Source organism: Pseudohongiella spirulinae (genome assembly GCF_001444425.1).
Taxonomy (GTDB): Bacteria; Pseudomonadota; Gammaproteobacteria; order Pseudomonadales; family Pseudohongiellaceae; genus Pseudohongiella; species Pseudohongiella spirulinae.
Map to the genome: position 1 here is coordinate 2,678,772 of NZ_CP013189.1, position 25,857 is coordinate 2,704,628.

At 52.2% G+C, this 25,857-nt stretch carries 17 protein-coding genes, 4 tRNA genes and 3 rRNA genes; 6 read left to right on the top strand and 18 right to left on the bottom strand.

Features of this window, described 5'->3' with window-relative positions; genetic code table 11:
• Positions 1-27: 27 nt before the first annotated feature.
• The 9 genes from tuf to PS2015_RS12410 all read right to left on the bottom strand — a co-directional run bounded on the left by tuf (position 28) and on the right by PS2015_RS12410 (position 8,427).
• Positions 28-1,224 carry an elongation factor Tu gene (gene tuf, locus PS2015_RS12370; RefSeq protein ID WP_058022517.1) on the bottom strand — a complete coding sequence of 399 codons (1,197 nt, stop codon included), beginning with the start codon at positions 1,222-1,224 and terminating at the stop codon, positions 28-30.
• 119 nt (positions 1,225-1,343) lie between these two features.
• Positions 1,344-1,419 (bottom strand) — tRNA-Thr (locus PS2015_RS12375).
• A gap of 31 nt (positions 1,420-1,450) precedes the next feature.
• Positions 1,451-1,524: transfer RNA gene (locus PS2015_RS12380), tRNA-Gly, on the bottom strand.
• A 51-nt stretch (positions 1,525-1,575) separates the two neighbouring features.
• A tRNA-Tyr gene (locus PS2015_RS12385) sits at positions 1,576-1,659 on the bottom strand.
• 64 nt (positions 1,660-1,723) lie between these two features.
• A complete protein-coding gene (locus PS2015_RS12390) occupies positions 1,724-2,371 on the bottom strand; it encodes a hypothetical protein (RefSeq protein ID WP_058022528.1) in 648 nt (215 codons plus the stop codon).
• Complete coding sequence (locus PS2015_RS12395) at positions 2,371-3,351, bottom strand: biotin--[acetyl-CoA-carboxylase] ligase (RefSeq protein ID WP_058022529.1); 981 nt, start codon at positions 3,349-3,351, stop codon at positions 2,371-2,373. Before PS2015_RS12395 ends, PS2015_RS12390 begins: the two co-directional genes overlap by 1 nt.
• A 4-nt stretch (positions 3,352-3,355) precedes the next feature.
• Positions 3,356-5,053, bottom strand: coding sequence for a redoxin domain-containing protein (locus PS2015_RS12400; protein WP_169792318.1), 1,698 nt, complete (start codon positions 5,051-5,053; stop codon positions 3,356-3,358).
• 233 nt (positions 5,054-5,286) lie between these two features.
• Positions 5,287-6,972 (bottom strand): carbon starvation CstA family protein, encoded by a 1,686-nt coding sequence (locus PS2015_RS12405; RefSeq protein ID WP_058022531.1) that lies wholly within the window; start codon positions 6,970-6,972, stop codon positions 5,287-5,289.
• A gap of 84 nt (positions 6,973-7,056) precedes the next feature.
• Complete coding sequence (locus PS2015_RS12410) at positions 7,057-8,427, bottom strand: HupE/UreJ family protein (protein WP_058022532.1); 1,371 nt, start codon at positions 8,425-8,427, stop codon at positions 7,057-7,059.
• Positions 8,428-8,560: 133 nt separating this feature from the next.
• On the opposite strand from PS2015_RS12410, the gene PS2015_RS12415 reads away from it, so the two are divergent.
• Complete coding sequence (locus PS2015_RS12415) at positions 8,561-9,748, top strand: NHL repeat-containing protein (RefSeq protein WP_058022533.1); 1,188 nt, start codon at positions 8,561-8,563, stop codon at positions 9,746-9,748.
• 118 nt (positions 9,749-9,866) lie between these two features.
• Positions 9,867-10,421 (top strand): hypothetical protein, encoded by a 555-nt coding sequence (locus PS2015_RS12420; protein ID WP_058022534.1) that lies wholly within the window; start codon positions 9,867-9,869, stop codon positions 10,419-10,421.
• 69 nt (positions 10,422-10,490) lie between these two features.
• Here the strand turns inward: PS2015_RS12420 and PS2015_RS15640 are convergent, their stop codons facing one another.
• The 3 genes from PS2015_RS15640 to PS2015_RS12430 all read right to left on the bottom strand — a co-directional run bounded on the left by PS2015_RS15640 (position 10,491) and on the right by PS2015_RS12430 (position 11,780).
• Positions 10,491-10,628 carry a hypothetical protein gene (locus PS2015_RS15640; RefSeq protein WP_156412735.1) on the bottom strand — a complete coding sequence of 46 codons (138 nt, stop codon included), beginning with the start codon at positions 10,626-10,628 and terminating at the stop codon, positions 10,491-10,493.
• A gap of 17 nt (positions 10,629-10,645) precedes the next feature.
• Positions 10,646-11,131 (bottom strand): DUF6644 family protein, encoded by a 486-nt coding sequence (locus PS2015_RS12425; protein WP_058022535.1) that lies wholly within the window; start codon positions 11,129-11,131, stop codon positions 10,646-10,648.
• Between the two features lie 88 nt (positions 11,132-11,219).
• A complete protein-coding gene (locus PS2015_RS12430) occupies positions 11,220-11,780 on the bottom strand; it encodes a hypothetical protein (protein WP_156412736.1) in 561 nt (186 codons plus the stop codon).
• A gap of 361 nt (positions 11,781-12,141) precedes the next feature.
• On the opposite strand from PS2015_RS12430, the gene PS2015_RS12435 reads away from it, so the two are divergent.
• Positions 12,142-13,389: a hypothetical protein gene (locus PS2015_RS12435; protein WP_058022537.1), complete on the top strand. Its 1,248-nt coding sequence runs from the start codon at positions 12,142-12,144 to the stop codon at positions 13,387-13,389.
• Between the two features lie 145 nt (positions 13,390-13,534).
• Positions 13,535-14,587, top strand: coding sequence for a peptidyl-alpha-hydroxyglycine alpha-amidating lyase family protein (locus PS2015_RS12440; RefSeq protein WP_058022538.1), 1,053 nt, complete (start codon positions 13,535-13,537; stop codon positions 14,585-14,587).
• Positions 14,588-14,690: 103 nt separating this feature from the next.
• Here PS2015_RS12440 and PS2015_RS12445 read toward each other — a convergent pair whose 3' ends face one another.
• Positions 14,691-16,481 (bottom strand): thioredoxin domain-containing protein, encoded by a 1,791-nt coding sequence (locus tag PS2015_RS12445; RefSeq protein WP_058022539.1) that lies wholly within the window; start codon positions 16,479-16,481, stop codon positions 14,691-14,693.
• 337 nt (positions 16,482-16,818) lie between these two features.
• Here PS2015_RS12445 and PS2015_RS12450 point away from each other — a divergent pair, with 337 nt between their 5' ends.
• The gene (locus PS2015_RS12450; RefSeq protein ID WP_058022540.1) at positions 16,819-17,439 is read left to right on the top strand and encodes a hypothetical protein; all 621 of its coding nucleotides are present in this window, start codon (positions 16,819-16,821) and stop codon (positions 17,437-17,439) included.
• A gap of 71 nt (positions 17,440-17,510) precedes the next feature.
• Here PS2015_RS12450 and rrf read toward each other — a convergent pair.
• The 5 genes from rrf to tyrS form a co-directional block, all read right to left on the bottom strand.
• A 5S ribosomal RNA gene (rrf, locus tag PS2015_RS12455) occupies positions 17,511-17,626 on the bottom strand.
• A gap of 182 nt (positions 17,627-17,808) precedes the next feature.
• A 23S ribosomal RNA gene (locus PS2015_RS12460) occupies positions 17,809-20,702 on the bottom strand.
• Between the two features lie 215 nt (positions 20,703-20,917).
• Positions 20,918-20,993 (bottom strand) — tRNA-Ala (locus PS2015_RS12465).
• A gap of 71 nt (positions 20,994-21,064) precedes the next feature.
• Positions 21,065-22,601: ribosomal RNA gene (locus PS2015_RS12470) — 16S ribosomal RNA — on the bottom strand.
• Together the 16S, 23S and 5S rRNA genes with 1 tRNA gene alongside form the textbook arrangement of a ribosomal RNA operon.
• 422 nt (positions 22,602-23,023) lie before the next feature.
• Positions 23,024-24,313 (bottom strand): tyrosine--tRNA ligase, encoded by a 1,290-nt coding sequence (gene tyrS, locus PS2015_RS12475; protein ID WP_058022541.1) that lies wholly within the window; start codon positions 24,311-24,313, stop codon positions 23,024-23,026.
• A gap of 148 nt (positions 24,314-24,461) precedes the next feature.
• Here tyrS and PS2015_RS12480 point away from each other — a divergent pair, with 148 nt between their 5' ends.
• Positions 24,462-25,856 (top strand): peptidoglycan DD-metalloendopeptidase family protein, encoded by a 1,395-nt coding sequence (locus PS2015_RS12480; protein WP_058022542.1) that lies wholly within the window; start codon positions 24,462-24,464, stop codon positions 25,854-25,856.
• The last annotated feature ends 1 nt before the right edge of the window (position 25,857 follow it).

Sequence of the window (25,857 nt, forward strand, 5' to 3'; positions counted from 1 at the left end):
GCACCATTCCAGATTATTTTTCTGCGATTACTCGATGATCTTGGAGACCACGCCCGCACCGACAGTACGGCCGCCTTCCCGGATCGCAAAGCGCAGACCTTCGTCCATCGCAATCGGAGCAATCAGCGTTACCAGGAACTTCAGGTTGTCGCCAGGCATTACCATCTCGACACCTTCCGGCAACTCAACCGCACCAGTCACGTCAGTCGTACGGAAGTAGAACTGCGGACGGTAGCCCTTGAAGAACGGCGTGTGACGACCACCTTCTTCCTTGCTCAGTACGTACACTTCACCTTCAAACTTGGTGTGCGGCGTGATTGAACCCGGCTTGGCCAGTACCTGACCACGCTCAACATCTTCACGCTTGGTACCACGCAGCAGAACACCCACGTTCTCACCTGCACGACCTTCGTCGAGCAGCTTGCGGAACATCTCAACACCCGTACAGGTAGTCTTGGTGGTGTCTTTCAGACCAACAATTTCAATCTCGTCGCCCACTTTAACGATACCGCGCTCAACACGGCCTGTTACCACCGTACCACGACCAGAGATCGAGAACACGTCTTCGATCGGCAGCAGGAAAGGCTTTTCGATGTCACGCTCAGGCTCAGGGATGTACTCATCCAGAGTCTCAACCAGCTTCTTCACAGCGGTTGTACCCATTTCGTTGTCGTCCTGACCATTCAGCGCCATCAGCGCAGAACCGATGATGATCGGCGTGTCATCGCCCGGGAAATCGTAAGTGTCGAGCAATTCGCGCACTTCCATCTCCACCAGCTCCAAAAGCTCCGCATCGTCAACCATGTCCGCTTTGTTCATGAACACAACGATGTAAGGAACGCCTACCTGACGAGACAGCAGGATGTGCTCACGCGTCTGCGGCATGGGGCCGTCAGCAGCTGACACTACCAGAATCGCGCCGTCCATCTGCGCCGCACCGGTGATCATGTTCTTCACATAGTCAGCGTGTCCGGGGCAGTCAACGTGTGCGTAGTGACGGTTCGGTGAGTCATACTCAACGTGCGCAGTAGAGATGGTGATACCACGCTCTCTTTCTTCCGGCGCATTGTCGATCTGATCAAAAGCACGCGCCTCACCTGAACCCCAGGTCTCAGCACACACACGTGTCAGCGCCGCTGTCAGTGTTGTCTTACCATGGTCAACGTGACCAATTGTGCCAACGTTGACGTGTACCTTATTACGCTCAAATTTACCCTTAGCCATTGTGACCGCCTCTTATTTCTATACCTAGCATGCCTGAAAACGACCCCAACACAGACCAGGACCGCCATTTTCATTCGATCGACACATAAAACAGCGCCGGCACATCCATTAAATCAAACTGGTGCTCACAACCAGAGTCGAACTGGTGACCTCTTCATTACCAATGAAGTGCTCTACCGCCTGAGCTATGCGAGCAAAATTCTCAGCCAGAGACCGAGCCCTGCATTGGAGCGGGTAGCGGGAATCGAACCCGCATATCCAGCTTGGAAGGCTGGTGTTCTACCATTGAACTATACCCGCCTGTCGCCAGAATTATTCGATAACAATCAACTCTTTACCGACTTAAATAAGTGGTGGAGGGGGGTGGATTCGAACCACCGAAGCTTTCGCGTCAGATTTACAGTCTGATCCCTTTGGCCGCTCGGGAACCCCTCCCTGAAGAGCCGACGAGATATCTTTTTTCCCGGGTCTCTAAAGCAGAGGCGGCATTTTATGGGAATTATTTCTGATGTGCAATCGTTTCGCAGAGATTTTCTGTGATAGCAAGCGCCATGGCATCGAATCGCTCCAACAGCAATTGACGGGCACGCACTTCGAGATCCTGGTACCATATCTGCAGCCACTCATACGCCACAGACCTTGACTCTGCAGCAATCACCGGTTCGTAACCAAGCACTTCGAGCTGCGCGTGCACTCTCTCCGCGTTGGCCATGTCGGCAAACAACCCCAGAGACACATTTCCAGCCAGCACACCTTCAGCTACCAGATAACTGTCAATGTTGTACGAAGCATCCCGAATGGCGTCATTGAGCTGCGTCAAGAATACACCAGCAGGAACTGACTCGGGCGGCGCAATGTAGACTCTGTGAAGGCTCTGCTGATCTCCATTGCGCTCAACTATCAGCCAGCGACCAGCATCAATAACTGGCCACACCTCATCCATATCTGCGCGGTAGCCGGGAGCAAGCGGGCCCGCCAGCCAGCATCGATCCCGTAACTTCAGTTGCGCCGCTTCCATCTCAGCCAACAACAGCAATTCATCCCCGGCTTCCTGCACCCTTCCAGTAACAACAGATGGTGGTCGTATGACGTGCCACAACAGCACCAGGAGATTAATCGCCACAAGACAGACGATTGCCCGTCGCATTACACACTGGCCGGCCGCAGTCCGGGCATCATTTCTCCACCCGCCACAAGAACCCGACCCAATTCGGTGTCCAATAACAATCTTCCTGACAGGTCCACGCCCGCATGATCACCCACCTTGACCTGACTTCCGGCATGAATCTCCACTTTGTTTCCAACATATAGATCCGCACCCATCCACTCTTCTCTGAATGGCTCAAATCCCTGCGCCTCAAAACAGACCAGCGCAGATACAAGTTCGTTGACCAACGCTGCCGCCAGATCGTTACGACTCACAATAGCGAGGCCCGCTGAGCGCAAGTCACTATAGGGCTGCTCGATACGACCGGCGACCTCAGGTGGAAGCCAGGTATTGACCCCGAGGCCGATGACCAGCTGACAAGGCCCGGATATATCGCCTCTTACCTCAAGCAGAATACCGGCCGCCTTGCGCGAATCCAGGTAGACATCATTGGGCCATTTCAACCTGACACCCTCCACCCCCTGGTTCTGCAGTGTTCGTCGAACAGCGATCGCGCACACAAGGCTCAAACCTTCCAGCGCAGCAATTCCACTCTGGAATGTCCACAACAGAGACATGTACACATTATGACCAAAAGGGCTGACCCACTCCCGACCACGTCGTCCGCGACCGGCCTGCTGGTGCTCGGCGATAATGAGACACTGAGAAAGACCGGCCTCCGCGCAGGCAAGGGCATCAGTATTGGTGGAACCTGTCGAGAATTTAACCTCAAGGTGAGCGGACAACGGGCGAGCCAATTCGCTGAACGCTGAGATAATCCGCTCCTTATTGAGTAAATCAAGGCCACCGGGGATACAGTAGCCTCGTCCGGTTACCGCTTCTATACCCACACCGAGATCCTTGATCACCTGCATCTGCTTCCAGATGGCAGCTCTGCTCACACCCAATTCACGCCCGATATCCTGACCCGAGTGATATTCACCGTCGGCAAGACAATGCAGCAGTGGAAGTACATTCATGGTGTCAGTTCCGCAACAAAGGCTGATCAGCAGGGCTTATCCGCATCCAGGTGAGAAACATTTCATCCCAGACCTGATCCCCCCAGCCTACAGTCTGCGTCGGGTCCGGGTTCAGGGGATTGAAGCGAGAGTTATCGAACGCACCTTCCGCAACAATCCGCGAGCCAGCGGGCAGGAATACCGGATCACGCAATCGATAAACCATTTGCCAATTATGCTGAAAGTTTGGAATGGACAACAACTCATCCTCGGAACCATCGGGGTAGCGCAATGTAAACTTGATGTGCTTTCCTCTGTAGTGCATGTGAGGGGCAAAACTGAATAAATAACTGTCTTCATTTATTACAGTCTCCGCCTGCACCGGGAACTCCCGGACTCCAGGCGGGATCTGGAATTCGCCATTCATGACAGCGGTTCGCACCAAGGGGTAATCTGGCGCACTGTCACGAAAGTATAGGCCAATTCGCGACCTGTCTGTCAATTCACGACCAACAGTTGTGTAGTGAAACTGAATCATGAAACGCATATCACGCTTCAGCAGTATTCCTGTACTGTCATCCAGCACGACATGCTCTCGACCAGGCGCATAACCACCAAAATTGGTCCGGCTACCGCCACGACTGGCATTCTGGCGCTGCTGACGCGCATCCTGCGTATAAACAATGATGTGGTGCAAGGACAATTTGTCATCAACATCAAATTCATAAGCCTGCACCCATTTATCTTCCATCAAACCCAACTCGATGGGCACAAACATGTAATCAAGCACTCCAGTTGCCGGAATCTCATGCGCCGGAAACTCAACGATCATATCCGGCTCACCCAACTCCCATTCACTGCTTTCTGATGGTGCCAGTACCAGCGGATCCGGCTGCTCGGGGTTACGCCTGGCTCCCTTCTCTATCCACGCCAACAAAGTGCTCATCTCATCATCGGTAATATGATGCACATCGTCAAACCGATCGGCGTGTTCGTAGTCGATTTGACCCGGCGGCATTCGGCGGGTCAACAAGGTCTCGCGAATCATCTGACTCCAGCCCTGAACCATCTGATGTCCGCTCATGACCCAGGGAGCTGCACCGCGCTCCGAATGACAACCCAGGCAGCGTTCAATAAGAATCGGCGCCACATCCTGTTCATAGCTGACCGACCTGGCTCTGGCGGCCCGCAGCTCAGCCAACTGAAGAGGGTCGCCGTTAATTGGCATTACATCCTGAATGAACGGCTCACCTCGCAATTCAGAATGCACGATGTAGTGAAGATGAGAGCTTAATCCGGGAATTGTTGCGGCCAAAGCGAGTTGCAAGGGATGATCATCGTACAAACCAATGCCGCCTCGATACAGCACATCGAAACGTGCGGGATCAACAACCAGTATTTCTCCGCAATGTGTAAACGAGAGCGCATCTGCGACCAACTGAGAGGAGTCCAGTAAAAATGGAAGGTCAGTACCCAGTCTGTCAGCCAGATCTTTCAGACTCTTGCGCGATTCATCTGGATCAGGCACCAGCACCTGAAAGCTGACCGCAGCATCACGAAATCGCTGCTGCAAGGACGCTAATTCCCGCAACACCGAATCATCCCGGGCACATCCTGACTGATAGGCCGCGACAACAACAAGCTCTTTATCCACATACCGGCCAAGCTGATGAAAGCGTCCATTCTGGTCAATCAATGCGAAATCGGGAGCACGCGAAGCCATAGCCTCCCCACAGGACAGACTCCACATTGATGCAATCAGTAACAGGCCTCGAAGCATTCCCACAGTTTCCACATACTTTGGCTGAATGGGTGTTGGTAATCCAGGATTATAGACAATGCGTGGGTCCAGATTATTTAATGCGGCGAGTCACATTGCAATTATTTGTAACGCTCGCTCGAAAAAAAAGTCGACCCGGGGACCCCGGATCGACTTTTTTCATGATCAGAACTGTATCAGGCCTGGTCGGCTGACTTAGCGCCTTCTTTGCGGAATTTGCTCACAACAGAAGCCGCTTCGAGCATAACCAGCACACTGACTACCAGCACAATGAAGTCCAGAGCCACCAGCAAATAGTTACCTTGTTCATAGAAAGCAACCAACTGGATCAGCCCGGCGAGGAACGATGTGATCAACACAAAAATCATCGGCAGCAGTGTATAGTAAGCTGGGCGCCCCATTTTGATCAGCATCACCGTGATTACCAGCAAGGTCAGGCTGGCGAGAATCTGGTTAGTCGCACCGAACAGTGGCCAAATGATCATACCACCAGCGCCTGACGAACCACCCGCACCAAAGGCCAGCAGCAAACAGGCCAGCACAGCCACACAGGTAGCCACCATGCCGGAGCGGAACACTTTGATACCATAGATATCACCCCACTCCTGGATGATATATCGCTGCAAGCGAACCCCGGAGTCCATTGTAGTGCCGGCAAACAACGCTACCATCGTTGCCAGCAGTACCTGAGCAAATCCTTCCGACATACCCCAGGCGCCAGAAATCAACGCTGCACCTCCTGCCACGAATGCCGGCGCCCCGCCATCCGAGAACTGGGCATAAACGGCGTGCCATTGCTCGGTGTTAGCTGCATAAGCCACCGAACAGACAGCCACAATCGTGATCAGCGCCAACGAACCCTCACCTATAGCACCCAGATAACCAACAAAGCGCGCATCTGTTTCTTTATCCAGCTGCTTGGAACTGGTACCCGATGCGACAATGCCGTGGAAGCCCGAAATTGCGCCGCAGGCAATGGTCACAAACAGCAGCGGGAACATACTGGGCGTGCCCTCTGCAGTCTGTCCGTTAAATGCAGGAGCCACCATCTCTGGCATAGACAGGAAAACGGCGCCGTAGAGCAGAATAAGACCGACAATTAACTGCATACCATTGATAAAGTCTCGCGGCTGCAGAAGCATCCAAACCGGCAGCATGGAAGCGATTGCCGCGTAGACAAACAGGATGATGATCCAGTTTGCGCTGGCTGTCAGACCAAACATGGTCTCCGGCAACGATAATTCGATAAAGGTACCAGCCCAGATGGACAGGTAAAGAATAGCTACGCCTGCGGCCGTCAGAATCATCAAGCTGTAGTTACGTCTCAGCAGCTGACCAATTATCAGCGCAACAACAATCGCCATCCAGGCCGGGAAAACTGACCCGGGCGTTCCAACAAAACCCGTGGCAATCACTACGCCAAACACGGCGTTCACCATCAGCAGAAGCAGGAAGATCACAATCAGGAACAAGGAACGGGTGCGTTTGCCGATTACATTTTCTGACAACGCACCAATCGACTTACCCTTGTTGCGGGTACTCGCCCAAAGCGCCCCCATATCGTGGACACCAGCGAAGAATATAGTACCGAAAGTAACCCAGAGCACCGCCGGAACCCATCCCCAATAGACCGCAATCGCCGGACCCACAATAGGCGCCGCGCCAGCAACCGAGGTAAAGTGGTGCCCCCACAAAACGTACTTGTTTGTCGGTACGTAGTCGATCCCGTCATTAAGTTCATGAGCAGGTGTCTGGAAGTCAGGATCCAACCTGTAAATTTTTTCTGCGATAAATTTCGAGTAAACGAACCACCCAAACAGCAGCCCCGCCACCCCGAAAATTACAATTCCAATCCCGCTCATACTGCATACTCCCGATTATTATTATCAGAATTTTTGATCTGCCGGCGCTCAGGCAGCGCCGAATCATATCAATTAACCGCCAAACTAGACAACACGGTCTTGTGTTACAAATCGTGTGAAAAGACCCTGCAGCAACCATAACAGCGCCGCAGAGAGTGCCAGCAATGCAAACCACTGAAGCAGACCGGCAAAGAAATATCGGTCAATGGCCGGCATATTGATCTGATAGGCCATCAGGCCAGCAAACCGATCTTCCATCCAGTGCCACGCCCAATGCGCGACAATAGCCGACAACAGGATGACACCTGTTCTTTCCGGTAACATGTACTTGAACACCAGGTGAATCACGGGCACGGCAATCAGCAGGACCAATATCTGCCCCAACTCGACACCGACGTTAAAGGCCAGCAGAGATGACACCAGGTGCGAACCTGCAAACTGCATACTCTCTGTAAGCAGGAACGAGAAGCCAAAACCATGGACCAAACCGAACCCAAAGGTCATCTTCCAGCGATGTTCCTGCTTCACGCCAACAATATTCTCCAGCGCCATGTAAACAATCGATAAGGCAATCAAGGTCTCGATCAGCGACGGAAACCAGATTGCCGAGGGCACCCAGCCCAATGCTGACGCAATCAAGGTTACCGAGTGCGCAATAGTGAAAGAGGTCACAACAGGAATCAAAGCACGGATACGACGAAGAGGGATCAGCAGACAAAGCAGGAACAACAGGTGGTCTGTGCCCTCCAGAATATGATCAAACCCCAGCGTCACAAAATTGAATACCGCCTGATACCAGCGCGGATCCAGATAGACTCGTCCGGGATTACCGATATAGCTGAATGTCCGCTCGCTGCCATCACTCAGCACGTAACGTAAAACGGTGGTCGTCTCCAGCCCCAGGCCGCCCAGACGGGCATCAATCGAGAAGCGGGCATCTTCTGACTCGATTTCATAGGATGCAAGTACATCCAGAAAACCCTGACGGAAATACAGATCAACCGAGTCGTCCAGCGCTGGGGAATTAACCGTCGTGCGGGCACTCGCGAAATCCACGAATCCTCTGTTGGATGGCAGCGCTATCCGCACCGCGTCCAGTCTCGGGCTCCCCAGCAGACGGTCACCCTCAAAGACCTGAACTGCCTGCAGCAACTGGTTGTATGCCGCATCTTCCATAGCGCCGCGCGCCTGCGAGAAGATGACATAGCCGATCTCACCACGAAGTGGAAATTGCGCTTCAAGCAGCGCATCCATTGGAACCCGCATCAGCAGATTAAGACGTCCGTCTTCAGCCTGCACAAAAGCCTGAACTGCCACGCGGCTGGGAATCTCGTCGGCGTATACAGGCGCATTCCACATCCCTGCCCCAGCCATCAGCAGAAAAAACCAGCACATTATCCGTGCTTTCACTCTGTTGGAGGCCGCTAGAGCCCGCCTGATCTTGTTATTTTTCATATCTACCTCAGCCTGACATCTGACATCGGGTCCTTTTTTGAACTCGTGAGTATACTGGGCATCGAGAACTGAGTATACTTTCGGTACATATGATCAATATGCTCGGAAATAATAAATACCCGGAGGGATTATAATGACAACAAAAATGAAACTGGCAGTCGGCGCAAGCCTGACACTGGCCATTGCTGCATTCAGCGCGGGGCAATCAATACTGAAAGAACCGGCTGTTGCACAATCTGGCTCCATGGTAACGGCTCCGAGCTTCGAAGTAGATCCGTTCTGGCCAAAACCACTGCCAAATCAGTGGATTATAGGCCGCGCCATCGGCGTTGAAGTCGACGAGCGCGATCACGTATTCATGGTACACCGCGACCAGGATTCCATGTTTGGTGGCGCGACCGAAATTGGCCTTACCATGGGTGTGAGTGAATGTTGTACCGCAGCTCCGCCAATTCTCGAATTCGACCCGCAAGGCAACCTGGTTAACGCCTGGGGCGGTCCTGGCGACGGCTTCACCTGGCCAGCCTCCAACCACGGTATCGCAGTGGCTCCGAACGGCAATGTCTGGATCGGCGGTAACGGCGGCGGCGACGCTCACGTACTGGTGTTTACCGGCGATGGACAATTTGTGGCCGAATACGGCATCCCCGGCAGTGAACCGGACAGCAACAGCACTACATTCTTCGGACAGGTTGCCGAAATCGAGATTGACGGCGATAACAATGAAGTATTCCTGGCTGATGGTTACCGACACAAGCGTGTTGCCGTTCTTGACCTGAATACTGGCGCGTTCAAGCGTTATTGGGGTGCCTATGGCAACCGTCCGGTTGATGGCCGCGTGGATTACCAGCCCGGTGATCGTCCGCAGCAATTCCGCGGCCCCGTGCACTGTGCCATTCCATCTAACGACGGCCTGGTTTATGTCTGCGACCGTGGTTCAGACCGGATCCAGGTGTTCCGTACTGACGGCACATACGTAAAAGAAGCGTACATCGCACCGGAAACACTGGCTCAGGGTTCTACCTGGGACATCGATTTCTCGAACGATCCTGAGCAGAAATACATCTACCTGGCAGATGGCCAGAACTTCAAGATCTATGTACTGGATCGTGAATCTCTGGAAGTCCTTGTCAGCTTCGGGGGCGGCGGTCGCCAGCCCGGTCAGTTCTATGCACCTCACAGCATAGCAACCGACTCTCGCAACAACATATACACTACTGAGACCTATGAAGGTAAGCGAATCCAGAAGTTTGTTTATCAGGGCATGAAGACAATGCCAGCTGGTCACCAGGGTGTACCTTGGCCAGCTGATCGCATGTAATTCCTGCCAGATCAGTCAAAAGGCAAAAAGAGGGCTGTGGCATTAAATGTCACAGCCCTTTTTATTTGTCGACCAATTGTTTAAATTAAGAAAACGAAAACAGAAGAGGTACCACAACGTGACTTTCAGATATATCTGCTCGCTGGCTATCGCCGGTTTGCTGGCGACAAGCCTTCCTGCTTACGGTGAAGAAATCAGCATCAATTACAAGTATCAGGGCGATACCGGCGTCAGCCTGGCATCCATGATTGGCGGCCCTTTGAGTGTTGCTGAATTTTCTGACGGACGCTCCGTGACTGACAAGCACTCCATCGAACACAACGATAATGCGTCGATTTCACTGCCCGACCGCGCACCTGCTGCGCTGGTGAAGGATACATTTTATCAGGCATTGCAGTCGTCTGACGCCAACCTGGCAGACGACAGTGCTCTTCAGTTGCGAGGCAATCTTCTGGAAATGCAGATTGCTGACAATGGCGACGGACTGGAAGTACTGATTCGCTGTGAACTCAGCCTCAATAACCAGGGCAGAAATGCCTGGCAAAGCGTAGTTTTCAGTCGCACTCAAACAGACAGCAAAGACATTAATGAAGCCTTGAGCAAAGGCCTCGACCGCCTGGTTTCGGAGCTATTTATGGATGATTACTTCTTGATGGAACTCGGGATATTCTGAGGACTCACTTTCTTCCGGGGCAAAACCTGAAACAACATCAGTTTGCCCCGGACACGAAGTTTGCCGAACTCATCCGTAAGCCAGTCTCAGCAGCTCGATAACGTTCATTACCTGAAAAGACCAGTAGATTATCCCGGCACCAATAATGACGGCAGAGCTGGCAACAGCAATCTTTTCTCTTTTACTTAACTCTCTAGATTCACTCATTCCACACGCTCCGCGAATTATGAAAAACCAATCCAGCGACCAGTAGCCGCAACACTGACCCAGACCAGTATTGACGATACCGCCACCATCTTCAGCACCCAGGGTTTAATCTCTGAATGATTCCCCTGCAGTAACGGTCGCCGCACAAAAAATACAAACAATATACCCGCAATGAGTGCGTACATTTTGGCCCAGAATGCGGCGTTATAATAAAGTTTTACTGCAATAGCCGCCGCCATGAAAACGCCCGTCACCATAATCGCGATCAACGCCATTCGAAACCATTTATGCGCCTGATCAGCCACAACTTCAGACGGTACATCTTTAAGAATCACATTGAGCAGGCGAAGATCACTGACCAATACAGACCCGCCCAGCACGGCCAGTGAGATCAGATGCAGCGATTGGCCGAATGTGGCGTAAATGCCGCCATAAGTCTTGCCGATATACCCCAGAAAAGAGGTCTCAGCCCATTCAAAGAAAGATAAAGGTAACAGCTCCATCAGGGAACTCCTGTTTTTCCATTGGGCCGACGGACTCCGCCGGCACCGGGTAATTTTTGATTAACAACTGCCTATTTGTTCAGAATTCTCAATCTGCCACGCAACCGGCTGCCCAGCTCAGGAATGCTGGCAGATCGCGATAGCAGTGATACCAGTCATACGCGATCAAACGGCCAGTAGTCACCACGCCTGCCCACAAGCCAAGCGACAACGCAGCACCAATCTGCAGATGGCGAGGCGCCTTCGGCTCTGTATCCCAGGTCCCTGCCGATGCCATCATGCGTTTGTGGAAAACTACCGCATTAATGAATGCCCCCAACAAAAGAACCATTTTGATCCTGAACCAGATACTCTGGATGGTATACGTCGGCTTGGCATAAAACAGGAGCAGCCCTGTCACAAACATAATGATGAAGCCGATCATCATCGCAATATTGAGTCGCTCGGCAAGTTTCACCGCCGACACAGTCGGCATGACCCACCCCAGCATACGCAGATCGATGAACACCAGCATACCCAGACTCAACATAACGGTCAGGACGTGTGTCGTCTCTATCCAGTTATATAAATAAAATGACTCTTCTATCGCGCGACTCCATTCCGTCGCGTAGAGCCATTCGGCGAACTGAAACAGCAACTCGTTTATCACTATGATGACCTCCCCCAGTCGTATCCTTGTGGCATAAGTATGCCTTAAGTCGCCCGATATAAACCAAGCCGCAAACGCACTTCTACCAACAATGGTCGCAGTATAGTGCCAGAGCGGTGACGCATATATTGAGCCTGGTCAAGCCAGGCCGGGTTTCCTGCCTGACGATTGACCTGAGTGCGGCGAAGAATAGCTCAGCTCCGCTGCCAAATCCACCCCAACACTCTGTCGTATTCAAGAGCGCAGATTAGCATGAATACTTCGACCCGGAGTCGCGCTTGCGACCTATAGAGTACAACATTGGACAGAACGCACATTGAGCGCTTTAATAGACAGCTCGCAGGTCACGGCATATTCAACAATGCACGATTCGATACATGACAGCGCCAAGCAAGTTCAGCAGGCGCGCGATGCAATCGTTGCCAGCGGCTGTCTGGGTCGCTCGCCTGTCTATGCACGCCTGTTGGATTATCTTCTGAACTGCGCCAGAGCCGGACACCAACCCAAGGAGTTTGACATCGCCGTTGACGTCCTGGGCAGGGATAGCAGTTTCGATGTCGCGCGTGACTCTGTGGTACGTGTCTATATCCACAAGTTAAGGCAGCGGCTGGAAAAATATTATGAGCAGCATGAGGCGACAAGCCAGATCAGATTTGAAATACCAAAAGGCCAGTATGTCATCACGCTGCGCGAACCTTCCGTAACCCAGACAGCATCCTCTGAGGTGCCGATCACGGGACGTGGCAATCCTATACTGCGTAGCCGACTTCCCTGGATTCTGCTGGCCGTTGTTCTTGCTTCAGGCAATCTCTGGCAATGGTTCTGGCCGTCTCAGACACATAATGGGAATCTGCAGCAACTGATTGCGCAATCTCCATGGCAGGCAATGCAGGACGACGAGCTACCGATAATGGTGGTGATGGGAGACTACTATATATTTGGCGAGCTTGATGAAGAAGGTCGCATTGCTCGCATGGTGAGAGACTTCTTTATCAACTCAAGAGATGACCTGATGACATTGTTTATGCAGGACAGCGACTTGCAGAATTATTTTCGTGACCTGGACATGACCTACATGCCTGAAGGCAGCGCCAACGCGCTTATGGACGTTGCGCCGCTGATAAGGGAAATGAATAAACCGATACACCTGAAGATGATGTCCAGAGTCACAACCTCAGACCTGCGCAATAATCACATCGTCTACATCGGCTATATCAGCGCCATGGACAAGCTGAACAACCTTTTTTTTAATGCTTCGGGTTTATTGCCGGGCAGCACTTTCGATGAGTTATACGAAAAGAACACAGGCACACTATATCGCAGCAACGCGGGATTACCCGAGCAGGGTCAGCCATTTCGGGATCTGGCTTTGCTGGCTAGCTGGCCCGGAAGCAGCGGTAACCAGTTTGTCCTGATCAGTGGCACCCGGGATGCCGGGCTTGTTCACGCAGCCAAGGTTGCCACTCAGGAGCAACACCTTCAGGCACTGGAGGACACCTCAGCATTTGAGGCTTTATATGATGTATACGGCATTGACCGAACCAATTTTGACTCCAGTCTGATCTACCAAAAGCCCCTGTCTCCTGAGCGCATCTGGTCTCTTGAGTAACTGTTGCACCCGCCCTCCGGTATCGATTGAGTTACACTGGCAGGTGGTTTATCCTGATCTACCCAAAACAGATAACAGAAGGGAGATCATTCCACCCATGTCTTACACTAGTCAAAAGAATCACAGAAAACCCCTCAAATCGGTGATGCTGACTCTTACAGCAGCTCTGAGCGCATTTTCCATTGCGGCCTGTGCCCAGAACTACAGTAACCCCGATATGGAACCAACCAATGACCTGCCCAATCCCTACCAGACTGTGGAAGGCTACCTTAAGCTACCAGCGGGCCGTCAGTGGGGATCCACCAGCGCCGTGCATATAGACATCGACGGTACCAGCGTCTGGGTTGCTGAGCGCTGCTCAGGCAACGTAGGCGCCTGCGTGCAGAATGCCAATCTGGATCCAATCATGAAATTTGATCAGAATGGCAATATGGTCGCCAGCTTCGGAGCCGGTATGATCACCTGGCCGCACGGCATAGAAGTTGATCCGCAGGGCAATGTCTGGGTAACCGACGCCCGGGATAATCGTGGCGATGGTGTTGCTGAAAATCAGGTTTACGGCCATCAGGTGCACAAATTCAGCCCGGAAGGCCGTCACCTTATGACTCTGGGCATGCCTGGCGGTGGGCGTGATCCAAACTATCTGTTCCAGCCCAATGATGTACTGGTCGCTCCGGACGGGCATATCTTTGTCGCCGAAGGGCACTCCAATGCCGAGGGATCAACAGCCCGGATTCTGAAGTTCAGCCCGGCCGGAAATCTGGTTCAGACCTGGGGTTCATACGGTACCGGCCCGGATAACTTTATGCAGCCGCACGCTCTGGCGATGGATTCACAGGGTCGCCTCTTTATCGCCGACCGCAGCAACAATCGCATCCAGATCTATACACAGGATGGCCAGTTATTGGACACCTGGTACCAATTCAGCCGTATCAGCGGCCTGTTCATTGATGCCAACGATACTTTATATGCGGCCGATTCCGAGTCAGGCTCAGTTGCGCCGCAGTGGGGGCACTGGACCCGCGGTATCCGAATCGGCAGCGCCCGCACAGGCGAAGTTCAGTACCTGATACCTGATCCACAGCCCGACTGCCGCGGTACTTGTACTGCCGAGGGTGTCACTGTTGATCGCAATGGCGTGATCTATGGCGCCGAAGTTGGCCCTGTTGGCGGCATCAAGCGTTATGTCCGGCAATAGGTCTTTGGTGGATTGATGCCCAACCGGGGCATCAAACTCCAGACTGCAAGGTAAAAAAAAGGCTGGTTTAACAACCAGCCTTTTTTCGTTCCGCTTATATGGATCAGTTAGCAGCAAATCCTGCGCTGCGGGCCTCAAAGCGCTCCCTCAATTGATCAAGTACTGATGGGTCAGCCGCCTTCCAGTAAACCTGACCAAAGAACATCTCATCCCAGCTTTGCTCTCCCCAGGGGACCAGACGGTCCGGATCGGGGTTCGCCTTGTTCTGTTCGGAGTTGTCGAATACGCCGGTCACCACTATTTCTGTGCCTGCCGGAACAAACTTGGGCTCAACCAGTTTGTACTCAACCTGCCAGTCATAGTTATAACGGGCGATGTTCAGCAATTGCTCAACACGACCGTCAGGGTAATGCGCTTCGAATACCATGCTCTTACCCCGGAAGTGCATATGCGGGTGGAAACCTGTCAGGTAGGCATCGTAGCCAACCTTGACGCTTTTCACCTGAGCAAAGTTCGGGTCATGGGGCGGTATGTCCGTCCAGTCGTTAGCGAAGATACATGCGCACTCGCCCAGCTTACGCTGTGTGGGTATCTCATCTTCACCATAAAACCAAAGACCGATGCGCCCCTGATCAACTGAAGCCCGACCGTTAGTTGTATAGTGCATATTAAGCGCTAGCGTGGTTCCCGCTTTCAGCAAACCACCAGTATCCGGGTCCTCAATATAAGGCTCGGCTCCTGGAATATATGGAGTGATATAAGGCTGGTCTGGATGCGTAAAAGAGCCTATGAGACCCGGCTTCGGACGCTGTCCTGGCTCGATCAACGCATTCAGGGTGTGATGCAGTACAGTGCGATCACTGGGGATATACTGACTGGCTTTCAGCCAACGGTCCTCGGTCAGACCTTGTATGGGTACAACAACATTGATGTAGTCCAGCACGCCTGTTGCGGGAATTTCCTGGGGTGGAAGATCAATAATCAGATCCGGCTCACCAAATGCCCATTCGGTTTCCGGCCACTCAATCATGGCCAACGGGTCTTGCTCACCATCTCGCGGCGCGCCCTGAGCAATCCAGTGCAGAATTTTCTGCTGATCCTCGAAGGGAACATTATAGCTATTGGAGAATTCGCCAATGTGCGGATCAACCTGAGCCGGGGGCATACGTTTGGTCATCAGTACTTCACGAATCATTGGCGACCAGCCCTGAGCCATAGCGTGACTATCAAGGGCAAACGGTGCAATACCACCATCGCGGTGACAATCGGCACAATGCTGTATCAAAACCGGGGCGACATCTTTGCTGTAAGAAACCCCGGCCGTCATATTGCTGTCTCTGGCAGGGTATTCAATCTGTGAACCATTAACCGCAAGCTCTACTGGAGCATCCAGGCCACCAGCGACTACCGCGGACATTGCCTCGTTAAGCGCATCACCCGCCGGCCCGCGATACATGACACGAAAGCTGGAGGGGTTATAAAGGATGACTTCGCCTGACTTTTGAATATTCAACGCCTCGGCAACAATCTGGGCGTCATCAATCAAAACTGGAACGGTCAAATCATCGCCAAGAGACGCCTTAACAGACTCACGCGACTGGCCCAATGGATTCAGCATCATAAAGACAATGCCCTGCTCTTCGTATTGAGCACGCAACTTTTCAATCTGTGCAATAGATGCCAGGCTCGTTGCGTCACCATTGACCTGTGTAAACAGTGCAATGGCCTTGTTGTTATCGTACCAACTCATGTTGTGATAGGTGCCATCCTGGTCCAGCAAGGCAAAGTCACCGACTCGGTCCTGCGCCAATGCACTCCCTGCTGCCAGCGATATTACCGCTCCGGCACTAATGGCCACTATCGAGCGGCGCAGCAGTCTACTGAGGTCAGTCATTGTAATTCTCCTACAGTATTACTTTTGAGAAATTAGGACAGGTAGATCACCACAGGGTACCCTGCCAGTTTGCTTATAAGACCTTTCATGAATACATTCGTTTTTCAGCAAAAGCAATACCCCGAAAGTCATATTCCAAAACTTACGAACGTACTCCGATCACTATACTTGTTAGCTAAATTGATTAATTATTAGCGCCAAATTCAATGAAGAGACATGCAAGAGCATATAACCCATTGTATTTTATATAATTATAAAAATGGCATGCTAATTGCTGCTACCCTATCAAGTCTCGTAACAAGCAATATTCACAAACTAATCAGCATGGAGCAGCAACATGATCATCCCAAGAACTCTTGCCACTTTTGTCCTTCTGGCAGCTTCCATAAGTCTGGCCTGCGCCGATGAAATTCAGCACTATGAATACTCGGCCAGGGATCTGAAGGAGTTGAGCATTGAATCAAGTGTCGGCGAGATCATTATCGAACCCAGTGACAACGACACGATCACTGTTGAACTCACAATCAAGCCGAATACACGAATGGGTTGGTTCCGACGCGACCCCGATCTATCAGCTATGCAAATAGTCGACAGAGTGCGCGGGGATGAATTAAGGCTGAGATTTGACGAGAAGGATGTCAGCGCTCATTGGCTCATAAAAATGCCGGATCTTGACTATACCAGCATCGATCTTGGTGTCGGGGTTATAGAAATTACTGATATCAGGAGCGAGTTCAATATCGACGTGGGCGTTGGCAGCGTTGACATTGAAACAGACAACGCCAATACGGGTCATGTTGAATTGGCCGCAGGAGTCGGAGACACCTATATCAGTGCCAAAAACAAGACCGACAGCCGTCGCGCTCTGGTCAGCAGCGAGAGTTCCGCACAAGGCGATGGCAGTGACGACATTCGTGTTGATGTTGGTGTGGGCGATGTAAACGTTGTCCTTCGCTGACTTCCCCGCCCAGAATCCCGGGCATAAAAAAAAGGGCTACCCCATACGGGATAGCCCTTTTTGATTTTAATGCCTGACGATGTCCTACTCTCACATGGGGAGGCCCCACACTACCATCGGCGCTGAGCAGTTTCACTTCTGAGTTCGAGATGGGATCAGGTGGTTCACACTCGCTATGGTCGTCAGGCAAACCGTGGATGGCTGTGTCCATTTGAACACACCACCGCTTACCCTTTGACAATCGACTGAATGAAGATCGTATGCTGTCTTTGTCTTTCTAAAATCTATACAAACCACGTTATCCATACGCTGATTCGAACATGCAAGTTCGTCTCATATAATTGTCGCTTTAAAAAAACCTGCGATTATATGGTCAAGCCTCACGTGCAATTAGTACTGGTTAGCTCAACGCCTCACAACGCTTACACACCCAGCCTATCAACGTCCTGGTCTCGAACGGCACTTCAGGGGGCTCAAGGCCCCAGGGAGATCTCGTCTTGAGGGAGGCTTCCCGCTTAGATGCTTTCAGCGGTTATCCTGTCCGAACATAGCTACCGGGCAATGCCACTGGCGTGACAACCCGAACACCAGAGGTTCGTCCACTCCGGTCCTCTCGTACTAGGAGCAGCTCCTCTCAAATCTCCAACGCCCACGGCAGATAGGGACCGAACTGTCTCACGACGTTCTAAACCCAGCTCGCGTACCACTTTAAATGGCGAACAGCCATACCCTTGGGACCGGCTTCAGCCCCAGGATGTGATGAGCCGACATCGAGGTGCCAAACACCGCCGTCGATGTGAACTCTTGGGCGGTATCAGCCTGTTATCCCCGGAGTACCTTTTATCCGTTGAGCGATGGCCCTTCCATTCAGAACCACCGGATCACTATGACCTACTTTCGTACCTGCTCGAGCCGTCGCTCTCGCAGTCAAGCACCCTTATGCCATTACACTAAACGAGCGATTTCCGACCGCTCTTAGGGTACCTTCGTGCTCCTCCGTTACACTTTGGGAGGAGACCGCCCCAGTCAAACTACCCACCACACACGGTCCTCGTGCCCGTTTCAGGCACTGAGTTAGAACCTCAACAATACCAGGGTGGTATTTCAAGGATGACTCCACAAGTGCTGGCGCACCTGCTTCAAAGTCTCCCACCTATCCTACACAGATAGTGTCAAAGTCCAGTGTGAAGCTATAGTAAAGGTTCACGGGGTCTTTCCGTCTAGCCGCGGGTACACTGCATCTTAACAGCGATTTCAATTTCACTGAGTCTTGGGTGGAGACAGCGTGGCCATCATTACGCCATTCGTGCAGGTCGGAACTTACCCGACAAGGAATTTCGCTACCTTAGGACCGTTATAGTTACGGCCGCCGTTTACCGGGGCTTCGATCAAGAGCTTCGCTTACGCTAACCCCATCAATTAACCTTCCGGCACCGGGCAGGCGTCACACCGTATACGTCCACTTACGTGTTTGCACAGTGCTGTGTTTTTAATAAACAGTTGCAGCCACCTGGTCACTTCGACTCCTCTCAGCTTACCTAGTAAATAGTTCACCAAAAGGAGCGTACCTTCTCCCGAAGTTACGGTACCATTTTGCCTAGTTCCTTCACCCAAGTTCTCTCAAGCGCCTTGGTATTCTCTACCTGATCACCTGTGTCGGTTTACAGTACGGTCGTCTGTTACCTGAAGCTTAGAAGTTTTTCCTGGAAGCAGGGCATCAACCACTTCTCCCGTTTAAAAACAGGATCGTCATCAGCTCTCAGCCTTAAGGGTCCGGATTTACCTAAACCCTCAGCCTACTACCTTAAACGCGGACAACCAACGCCGCGCTGGCCTAGCCTTCTCCGTCACTCCATCGCAGTAACAGCCGGTATCGGAATTTTAACCGATTTCCCATCGACTACAGCTCTCGCTCTCGCCTTAGGGGCCGACTCACCCTGTCCCGATTAACGTTGGACAGGAAACCTTGATCTTCCGGCGGGGAGGTTTTTCACCCCCCTTATCGTTACTCATGTCAGCATTCGCACTTGTGATACCTCCAGCAAACCTCTCGATTCACCTTCAACGGCCTACACAACGCTCCTCTACCATACGTGTAAACACGTATCCGCAGCTTCGGTTATCAGTTTGAGCCCCGTTATATCTTCCGCGCAGGCCGACTCGACTAGTGAGCTATTACGCTTTCTTTAAAGGATGGCTGCTTCTAAGCCAACCTCCTAGCTGTCTGAGCCTTCCCACATCGTTTCCCACTTAACTGATATTTGGGACCTTAGCTGGCGGTCTGGGTTGTTTCCCTCTTGACGACGGACGTTAGCACCCGCCGTCTGTCTCCCGTGATAAAACTTACTGGTATTCGGAGTTTGCATCGGGTTGGTAAGTCGGGATGACCCCCTAGCCGACACAGTGCTCTACCCCCAGCAGTCAATTCCACGAGGCGCTACCTAAATAGCTTTCGAGGAGAACCAGCTATCTCCGGGCTTGATTAGCCTTTCACTCCGACCCACAGGTCATCCGAATCTTTTTCAACAGATCCCGGTTCGGTCCTCCAGTGCCTGTTACGGCACCTTCAACCTGCCCATGGGTAGATCGCCCGGTTTCGGGTCTAATGCCAGCAACTCATTCGCCCAGTTAAGACTCGGTTTCCCTACGGCTCCCCTACACGGTTAACCTTGCTACTGACATTAACTCGCTGACCCATTATACAAAAGGTACGCCGTCACAGGACACAATGCCTGCTCCGACTGCTTGTACGTACGCGGTTTCAGGGTCTATTTCACTCCCCTCTCCGGGGTTCTTTTCGCCTTTCCCTCACGGTACTAGTTCACTATCGGTCAGCCAGGAGTATTTAGCCTTGGAGGATGGTCCCCCCATCTTCAGTCAAAATTACACGTGTTTCGACCTACTCGTTTTCACAATCCCAGTGCTTTCGTGTACGGGGCTATCACCCACTGTCGCCGGACTTTCCAGACCGTTCCACTAACACTAAAACTGCTTAAGGGCTTTTCCCCGTTCGCTCACCGCTACTTAGGGAATCTCAATTGATTTCTTTTCCTGCAGGTACTTAGATGTTTCAGTTCCCCGCGTTCGCTTCCTTAACCTATGGATTCAGTTAAGGATGACCCACAAGTGGGCCGGGTTTCCCCATTCGGACATCTCCGGATCAAAGCCTGTTTGACGGCTCCCCGAAGCATTTCGCTGCCTACCACGTCCTTCATCGCCTCTGGCTGCCAAGGCATCCACCACGTACGCTTAATTGCTTGACCATATAACCTCAGACTCTTTTAAAAGCCCAACATTACACAACCAAACTCGCCTTCGATCATCGTACAGATTTTGCGCTTGTATAAATTTATTCAGCATACACATCTCATCAGTTATCTCTTGCACTTAAATGCCCATCACAGATCGTCTCCGTGACAAACAGCACAAAAAACACTAACAAGCTGTGTCTTCATTCATCGATTGTTAAAGAACGTATTGGTGGAGCTGAGCGGGATCGAACCGCTGACCTCCTGCGTGCAAGGCAGGCGCTCTCCCAGCTGAGCTACAGCCCCAATATGTCTTTAAAACACAGGATTAAGTAATAGAGGTGGACACTTGTCCGAGATGCTTTGCGCTTTCTGTTTAAGGAGGTGATCCAGCCGCAGGTTCCCCTACGGCTACCTTGTTACGACTTCACCCCAGTCATGAATCACAAAGTGGTGAGCGTCCTCCGAAGTTAGACTACCCACTTCTTTTGCAACCCACTCCCATGGTGTGACGGGCGGTGTGTACAAGGCCCGGGAACGTATTCACCGTAACATTCTGATTTACGATTACTAGCGATTCCGACTTCATGGAGTCGAGTTGCAGACTCCAATCCGGACTACGAGACGTTTTATGGGATTAGCTCCACCTCGCGGCTTGGCAACCCTTTGTACGCCCCATTGTAGCACGTGTGTAGCCCTGGTCGTAAGGGCCATGATGACTTGACGTCGTCCCCACCTTCCTCCGGTTTGTCACCGGCAGTCTCCTTAGAGTGCCCAACTAAATGATGGCAAATAAGGACAAGGGTTGCGCTCGTTACGGGACTTAACCCAACATCTCACGACACGAGCTGACGACAGCCATGCAGCACCTGTCTCAGAGTTCCCGAAGGCACCAATCCATCTCTGGAAAGTTCTCTGGATGTCAAGACCAGGTAAGGTTCTTCGCGTTGCGTCGAATTAAACCACATGCTCCACCGCTTGTGCGGGCCCCCGTCAATTCATTTGAGTTTTAATCTTGCGACCGTACTCCCCAGGCGGTCAACTTAGTGCGTTAGCTGCGCCACTCAGAGCATTACGCTCCCAACGGCTAGTTGACATCGTTTACGGCGTGGACTACCAGGGTATCTAATCCTGTTTGCTCCCCACGCTTTCGCACCTCAGCGTCAGTATCGATCCAGGGGGCCGCCTTCGCCACCGGTATTCCTCCACATCTCTACGCATTTCACCGCTACACGTGGAATTCTACCCCCCTCTCCCGTACTCTAGCCTGACAGTATGTGATGCAGTTCCAAGGTTGAGCCCTGGGCTTTCACATCACACTTACCAAACCGCCTACGCGCGCTTTACGCCCAGTAATTCCGATTAACGCTTGCACCCTTCGTATTACCGCGGCTGCTGGCACGAAGTTAGCCGGTGCTTATTCTGCAGGTAACGTCAACTGCAACGGGTATTAACCGTTGCCCTTTCCTCCCTGCTTAAAGTGCTTTACAACCCGAAGGCCTTCTTCACACACGCGGCATGGCTGGATCAGGGTTGCCCCCATTGTCCAATATTCCCCACTGCTGCCTCCCGTAGGAGTCCGGACCGTGTCTCAGTTCCGGTGTGGCTGATCATCCTCTCAGACCAGCTACGGATCGTCGCCTTGGTAGGCCTTTACCCCACCAACTAGCTAATCCGACGCAGGCTCATCTGATAGCGCAAGGTCCGAAGATCCCCTGCTTTCCCCCGTAGGGCGTATGCGGTATTAATCCGGGTTTCCCCGGGCTATCCCCCTCTATCAGGCAGATTCCTACGCGTTACTCACCCGTTCGCCGCTCGTCAGCGGGTAGCAAGCTACCCCTGTTACCGCTCGACTTGCATGTGTTAAGCCTGCCGCCAGCGTTCAATCTGAGCCATGATCAAACTCTTCAGTTTAAGTTTTGTGCCAGTTACATTATCCGTACTACCTAACCGAATAACTCCCCAGCCAAATCACGCTCAAAGTCACAACTACTGTCTATAAGACTTAAATAATTTACTCAGTAAATTAACGCAGTTGCTTACCTTTGATATCTTTGCGAAATGTCGCAAAAACACCCCGGCAAGCACCCACCTCTATTACTTAATCTCTGTCTTTTAAAGAACCTTTCCTCATCAGCCTTCGTGGCTAAGAGGCCGCGTATTATACGCGTTTGAATCATTCTGGCAAGAGCTTTTTCAAACAATTTGTCGATCAGTTCTCTTGCTGCCCCAACCTGAAAGTGACCCTTCAGCTGTCAGGGGCGCGCATTATGCCATAGACATTTTTTGCTGCAAGCTTTTTATGACAACTTCGTCATTTTTATCTGGCCCGTCGATCACGCTTCATTAAAGCGCAGCAAATGGAAAAGCTTTTTGCCGCGCTTAAGAATCATGTAGCGACCAAACAAGGCCTGCTGAGACGTGAGCCGGGCGTCAAGATCAGTAAGCTTGTTCCCGTTGACAGCAACCGCGTTAGCAGACACAAATTCGCGAGCCGCCCTGTTAGAGCTCGCCAAGCCTGTGCTTACCAGCGCATCAACTAATGTCACTGCCTGCTCGCTAACATCGGTGGCAGGCAAACCATCAAGGCGCAACTGTTCAAAATCAGCCTGGGTCAGGTCCGACAGATCGCCAGAAAATAATGCAGCACTGATTCTCTCTGCTGCCTGCAATCCTTCAGCACCATGCACCAGCCCGGTCACCTCGCGTGCCAATATTCCCTGCGCCTGCGGCCGACCCGTGGCCTTTGCATCAGCGCGCTCTATTTCCTCGATCTCCACCGGAGACAGGAATGTGAAATAACGCAAAAATTTGTACACATCCGCATCAGCCGCATTCATCCAGAACTGGTAAAAAGCATAAGGGGATGTTTTATCTGGATTCAGCCAGACAGTTCCGGTCTCAGTTTTGCCAAATTTTTGCCCGTCCGCCTTGGTCACCAAAGGCACAGTCAGGCCGTAGACATGGCCTTGATACAAACGACGGGTCAGATCGATGCCACCGGTAATATTGCCCCACTGATCACTGCCGCCAACCTGCAAAGTGCAGCCATGCCGGTGATAGAGCTCAGCAAAATCGTATGACTGCAGAATCATATAACTGAATTCGGTGAAAGATATGCCTGAACCTTCCCGCTCAATGCGCTGTTTGACAGACTCCTTCTGAATCATGGCATTTACGGAGAAATGCTTGCCAATACCTCGCAAAAAATCCAGCACGCTGAGCTCTTTGGTCCAGTCCAGGTTGTTAACCACAACAGCCGATGAAGGTCCGCAGTCAAAATCCAGAAACTGAGATAGCTGGCCCTTGAGGCTGTCCACCCAGCCGGCAATTACCTCCACTGAGTTAAGTTGACGCTCGGCCGCCTTGAAACTGGGATCACCAATCATACCGGTTGCGCCTCCCACTAAAGCCACTGGTTTGTGTCCGGCCAGCTGGAACCTGCGCAGCACCAGCAATGGAACCAGATGACCGATATGCAGACTATCCGCAGTCGGATCAAAACCGCTGTACAAAGTCCGGCTGCCTTCGGCCAGGTGCGAGGCCAGCTCGTCCCCCGAGGTAGTCTGGGCAATCAGCCCGCGCGCTTCCAGATCAGCGACAATATTCACGTTATTAAGTGACATAGAGGCAATTCCATAATGACGGTATTAAGCTAAGTCGGCAATTCTACACCAAGAGCCGGAATAAGACTTGACCTCGTCCACAAAACTCTTAAGAATTGGGGTTTGATTTTATTAGCCAAAAGTTCGTTTTCGAGACAATAACAACCCCATGGAACAGATTGTTCAGGCACAACGCGCCATTCGTAAACATTTTCCACGCAATCACTTATTCCTTGCCGGTGGCCTGGCCCTGATCCTCATCGCTGTCACGGTATTGCTGCCCGATGAGTCAGCGCATGGTGATCGACTCTATCAGCAATCCGTTTCAGAAGAATTGAGCGCAGCAACTGCACAACCTGTCCCCACCCCGGCGGTTCCGGATGGCACACGGGAATCTCTACCAGTCGGACCCCAATTACCGGAAAACTACGGCTGGACCGAGTTGACGGTCGCGCCAGGCGACACACTTTCATCGATCTTCACTAAAGTAGGCCTGTCAGCCCAGGAGCTACACCGAGTCGTCAGCAGCAGCGACAGCTCCAGTGTGCTGAACAGACTCCACCCTGGCTACCAGCTTGGCTTTTTTATGCCCGAAGAAGGCCAGCTGAATAAGCTTCAGGTCCTTACATCACCGCTGGAAGGTTTTGTGTTCACGCGTCACGACACCCGCTTTGAAGTTGAACCAATTCAGCGCACACCAGAGATTTTAGAAGTCATCAAGCAGGGTGAGATTGCCGACAGTCTGTTTATGGCGGCGCAGCGTGCTGATATTCCTGCCAACATCATCATGGATATGGCAGACATTTTTGGTGGCGTGATTGATTTTCTGCTCGACCCGCGCCAGGGAGACCAGTTCAGCATTATCTATCAGGAAAAGTACCTGGATGGTGAATACATTGGTCCCGGCGAAATTATAGGTGCCCAGTTTATCAATCGTGGCCGGGAGCACGTTGCCGTGCATTATGAAAATGCAGAGGGCGAATCGGGTTTTTTCAGCCCGGACGGGGAAAGTATGCAGAAAGCGTTTCTGCGTAACCCGCTGGATGTTTTTCGCATCAGCTCCAACTTCAACCCAAATCGTCGTCACCCCATTCTCAACACAATCCGCGCCCATAAAGGCACTGACTACGCGGCACCAACCGGCACTCCGGTTCGCGCCACGGCCGACGGCACAGTCACCTGGGCGGCTCGCAACGGCTCTTTTGGTAACCTGGTAGTCATCCAGCATCGCGGCTCTTATGAAACCAAATACGCCCACCTGAATAGCTATGCCAAAGGCATCCGCAAAGGCAGCAAAGTGACTCAAGGCCAGGTGATCGGTTATGTAGGCGCCACTGGCAGCGCTACCGGCCCACACCTGCATTATGAGTTTCTGGTGGCTGGTGTTCATAAAGACCCTCGAACAATCGTGGATCAATTGCCACAGGCAGTCACTCTGGCTGAGGCCGAGATGCCGCGTTTTCGGGCACACACCGACGCCATTCTGGAGCGCTTCCGTCAATCCCGGCCAGACGGCCGCCTGCTCAGCATGGCAATGGGTCCTGTGCCGCCGGCGGTAAATTAAA

Bases quoted from the DNA above. Each gene is read 5' to 3' on its own strand.
- PS2015_RS12425 (WP_058022535.1), bottom strand. From the start codon at position 11,131: ATGGAGCTGTTACCTTTATCTTTCTTTGAATGGGCTGAGACCTCTTTT.
- PS2015_RS12440 (WP_058022538.1), top strand. From the start codon at position 13,535: ATGCTGACTCTTACAGCAGCTCTGAGCGCATTTTCCATTGCGGCCTGT.
- PS2015_RS12445 (WP_058022539.1), bottom strand. From the start codon at position 16,481: ATGACTGACCTCAGTAGACTGCTGCGCCGCTCGATAGTGGCCATTAGT.
- PS2015_RS12405 (WP_058022531.1), bottom strand. From the start codon at position 6,972: ATGAGCGGGATTGGAATTGTAATTTTCGGGGTGGCGGGGCTGCTGTTT.
- PS2015_RS12400 (WP_169792318.1), bottom strand. From the start codon at position 5,053: ATGGCTTCGCGTGCTCCCGATTTCGCATTGATTGACCAGAATGGACGC.
- PS2015_RS12435 (WP_058022537.1), top strand. From the start codon at position 12,142: ATGCACGATTCGATACATGACAGCGCCAAGCAAGTTCAGCAGGCGCGC.
- PS2015_RS12390 (WP_058022528.1), bottom strand. From the start codon at position 2,371: ATGCGACGGGCAATCGTCTGTCTTGTGGCGATTAATCTCCTGGTGCTG.
- tyrS (WP_058022541.1), bottom strand. From the start codon at position 24,313: ATGTCACTTAATAACGTGAATATTGTCGCTGATCTGGAAGCGCGCGGG.
- PS2015_RS12480 (WP_058022542.1), top strand. From the start codon at position 24,462: ATGGAACAGATTGTTCAGGCACAACGCGCCATTCGTAAACATTTTCCA.
- tuf (WP_058022517.1), bottom strand. From the start codon at position 1,224: ATGGCTAAGGGTAAATTTGAGCGTAATAAGGTACACGTCAACGTTGGC.
- PS2015_RS15640 (WP_156412735.1), bottom strand. From the start codon at position 10,628: ATGAGTGAATCTAGAGAGTTAAGTAAAAGAGAAAAGATTGCTGTTGCC.
- PS2015_RS12450 (WP_058022540.1), top strand. From the start codon at position 16,819: ATGATCATCCCAAGAACTCTTGCCACTTTTGTCCTTCTGGCAGCTTCC.
- PS2015_RS12395 (WP_058022529.1), bottom strand. From the start codon at position 3,351: ATGAATGTACTTCCACTGCTGCATTGTCTTGCCGACGGTGAATATCAC.
- PS2015_RS12415 (WP_058022533.1), top strand. From the start codon at position 8,561: ATGACAACAAAAATGAAACTGGCAGTCGGCGCAAGCCTGACACTGGCC.
- PS2015_RS12410 (WP_058022532.1), bottom strand. From the start codon at position 8,427: ATGAAAAATAACAAGATCAGGCGGGCTCTAGCGGCCTCCAACAGAGTG.